The organism is Streptomyces spongiae, assembly GCF_009377185.1.
Taxonomy (GTDB): Bacteria; Actinomycetota; Actinomycetes; order Streptomycetales; family Streptomycetaceae; genus Streptomyces; species Streptomyces spongiae.
Genome location: NZ_VJZC01000834.1, coordinates 1 through 3,299 on the forward strand (window position 1 = coordinate 1; position 3,299 = coordinate 3,299).

Annotated in this window: 3 protein-coding genes; 1 reads left to right on the plus strand and 2 read right to left on the minus strand. The window is 70.1% G+C overall.

Annotation, left to right across the window (positions count from 1 at the left end):
* Together holA and FNH08_RS47490 are read right to left on the minus strand one after the other, a co-directional pair.
* A partial coding sequence (gene holA / locus FNH08_RS47485) for a DNA polymerase III subunit delta (RefSeq protein WP_152778114.1) occupies positions 1-908 on the minus strand: 908 nt, incomplete at its 3' end.
* A 37-nt stretch (positions 909-945) separates the two neighbouring features.
* A complete protein-coding gene (locus FNH08_RS47490) occupies positions 946-1,932 on the minus strand; it encodes a TetR/AcrR family transcriptional regulator C-terminal domain-containing protein (RefSeq protein WP_322726585.1) in 987 nt (328 codons plus the stop codon).
* A 160-nt stretch (positions 1,933-2,092) separates the two neighbouring features.
* Between FNH08_RS47490 and FNH08_RS47495 the strand changes: the two genes are divergently transcribed.
* The gene (locus FNH08_RS47495) at positions 2,093-3,202 is read left to right on the plus strand and encodes an FAD-dependent monooxygenase (protein WP_152778115.1); all 1,110 of its coding nucleotides are present in this window, start codon (positions 2,093-2,095) and stop codon (positions 3,200-3,202) included.
* Positions 3,203-3,299: the final 97 nt, after the last annotated feature.

Sequence of the window (3,299 nt, forward strand, 5' to 3'; positions counted from 1 at the left end):
CCCTTGACCCCCGCGTCGGCCTCGGCGACCGCCCGCAGGGCGACCGCCACCCCATCCGGCGTCCACCCCCGCATCTGCTGCCGCACCCGGTCGATCTTCCACGGCGGCATCCCCAACTCCCGCGCGAGATCGGCCGGCCGTCCACCCCGCGCCGAGGACAGCTTCCCGATGGCCCGTACCCCCTGAGCGAGCGCACTGGTGATCAGCACGGGCGCGACCCCGGTCGCCAGAGACCACCGCAACGCCTCCAGCGCCTCCGCGGCCCGCCCCTCCACCGCACGGTCCGCCACCTCGAAACTCGACGCCTCGGCCCGCCCGGTGTAGTACCGCCCGACCACGGCATCGTCGATCGTCCCCTCGACGTCCGCGACCAGCTGCGACACCGCGGACGCGAGCTCCCGCAGATCACTCCCGATCGCATCCACGAGCGCCTGGCACGCCTCGGGCGTGGCGGAGCGCCCCAGCGTCCGGAACTCACCCCGCACGAAGCCCAGCCGCTCCGCCGGTTTCGTCATCTTCGGGCACGCCACCTCCCGCGCCCCCGCCTTGCGCGCCGCGTCCAGCAGCCCCTTCCCCTTGGCTCCGCCAGCGTGCACCAGCACGAGGGTGATCTCCTCGGCGGGCGCCCCGATATACGCCTTCACGTCCTTGGCCGTGTCGGCGGAGAGATCCTGCGCGTTGCGTACGACCACGACCTTCCGCTCCGCGAAGAGCGACGGACTCGTCAGCTCGGCGAGCGTCCCGGGCTGCAACTGGTCCGGGGCCAGGTCACGTACGTCCGTGTCGGCGTCGGCGGCCTTCGCGGCGGCCACCACCTCCTGCACGGCACGGTCGAGCAGGAGGTCCTCCTGGCCCACGGCAACCGTGACCGGGGCGAGAGGGTCGTCATTCGCAGTCTTTCTGGCCATCTCCCACAGGATCCCACGCACCACTGACAACGCGGCCCTACGCGACGGGTTCCTGACCTTCGACGATGGGGGTCAGGCCGTCGAGGAGTGCCTTGAGGCCGAATTCGAAAAGAACGTCGAGACGCAGGTCATAGCCGTCGTCGAAGGCTCCGACCACCTTGGCGAAGGTCGGGAAGCGGCCGGATTCCACCAGTCCCTGAAGGGCGGGAGCGCGACTGTCCATCCACTGGTCTTCCGACTGGCCCGTGGAGGCTTCGGCGTGCGCCTCCCACTCCAGCTGTACGGCCAGACCCTGAGTGTGGCTGTAGAGGAGTACGTGGATGTCGAACAGCGTGGTGGGATCGAGCCCGTGGCCGTCGAGGGCTCCCAGCATCCATTCGGCGTGGACCATCAGATGGGGCACGACCAAGGGGCGGGTGAGAGAGCCGATCTGGGCCAGCCACGGGTGTCTGCGGTAGAGGGTCCAGAGGGTCCGAGCGCCCAGTTCGATGCGGGAGCGCCACTCTTCGGGGGCGTCGGCGGGGTAGGTCTCCTCGCCGAACGCCGTGTCGGCCATGAGCAGGATGAGATCGTCCTTGCTGGGGACATACCGGTAGGGCGACATGGCGGCGACGCCGAGCCGCGCCGCGACGCCGCGCATGGAGAGCGCTGACAGCCCTTCGGCATCGGCGATGTCGATGGCTGTGCGGACGATCCGTTCGAGGGTCAGCTCCTGCTCGGAGGCCGCGGCGGAGGCCGGTGCGGAGGCCGGTGCGGGGGACGAGTGCCTGCGGGGCGGTCTGGCTGGAGTGGTCCCGGCGACCACGGTCCCGGTCCGGGGGCGGGTCTCGACAAGTCCCTCAAGGCGCAGGGTGGTCACGGCCCTGGTGGCGGTGGCGAGTGCGACGCCCCATTCCCTGGCGATCTGACGGATCGAGGGAACCCGGTCACCGGGGCCCAGTTCGCCGTCGATGATGCGCTGGCGGATTCCGGCGACGATGCGCAGATAGGGCGGCTGTTCGGATACATCTGTGGGCTTCGTCACACCCTGCTGCCTTCCTGGTCTGTACTAGTGCAGAGGCTAGCGGCGAGGACGCCGACTGGAGGGCGCCTGTCCTAGTGCAGTCTCTCCCTTTGGCCAGTTGAAGGGGCTGCGCGTACGTCGTACGTTCAGGCTGCGTACAGCGTACGGAAGGAGCTTACCCATGCAGACCGTTCTCATCTCCGGCGGCGGAATCGCCGGGCCCGTGCTCGCCTACTGGCTTCACCGCCACGGCTTCAGGACCACCGTCGTCGAACGTGCTCCGGGCCCACGCCCCGGTGGCCAGGCCGTGGACATCCGCGGCACCGCCCTCGACGTCGTCGAGCGGATGGGCCTGTTGGAGCAGGCACGACGCGTACGCACCCGGATGCGCGGCATGTCGATCCTCGCCCCCGACGGCCAGGAGATCCACCGCTCCACCGAGGCGACCTTCAGCAGCGGCCGGCTCGACAGCGACGACATCGAGCTGCTGCGCGAGGACCTGGTGCGGATGGCGTACGAACACACGCGCGCTGACGTCGAGTACGTCTTCGGCGACAGCATCACCGCACTCGACGAGGAGGAGACCGGCGTCCGCGTCGACTTCGCGCACGCGGCTTCCCGCACCTTCGATCTCGTGATCGGGGCCGACGGCCTGCACTCGGCCGTACGGCGCCTCGCCTTCGGCCCCGAGGAGCACTTCGCCCACCACCTGGGCAGTTACCTCTCGGTGTTCAGCGCGGACAACTTCCTCGCACTGGACCACTGGCAAGTGTGGCTGCGGGACGGCGGCGCGGGCTTCGGCATCATGCCCGTACGCGACAACACCGAGCTCAGGATCGCCTTCGGCTTCATGTCCGCCCCTCTCGCCGACGACCTCCGCGGCGGCGACGCCCTGCGCCGACTCGTCGTCGACAGGCTCGCGTCTCTGCGGTGGGAAGGAGCCCGCCTGGCCAAGGCCGCCGGAGCCGCGCCCGACTTCTACTGCGACGCCATGGCCCAGATTCGTATGGACCACTGGTCACGGGGCAGGGTGGCCCTGCTCGGTGACGCCGGCTACTGCCCCTCGCCCCTCTCGGGGCAGGGCACCAGCCTTGCCCTCGTGGGCGCCCACGTGCTGGCTGACTGCCTTGCCCAAGCGCAGGGCGACCACCGCGCCGCGTACTCCCGCTACGAGCAGCGGATGCGCCCCTTCGTCATCCTCAACCAGGCCCTGGCCACCGAGAATCCCGGCGGACCCGCCTCCGAGGCATCCCTCGCGCACGCCAAGAACGCACTCTCACTGGACACGTGATCCCCTGCCCGCTGCTTCCCTGCCCGCTGCTTCCCTGCCCCGAACGGACACCAGAGCGGGAGAGCAGCCCGGCACCCGGACCCACCGGCCCCCAGTC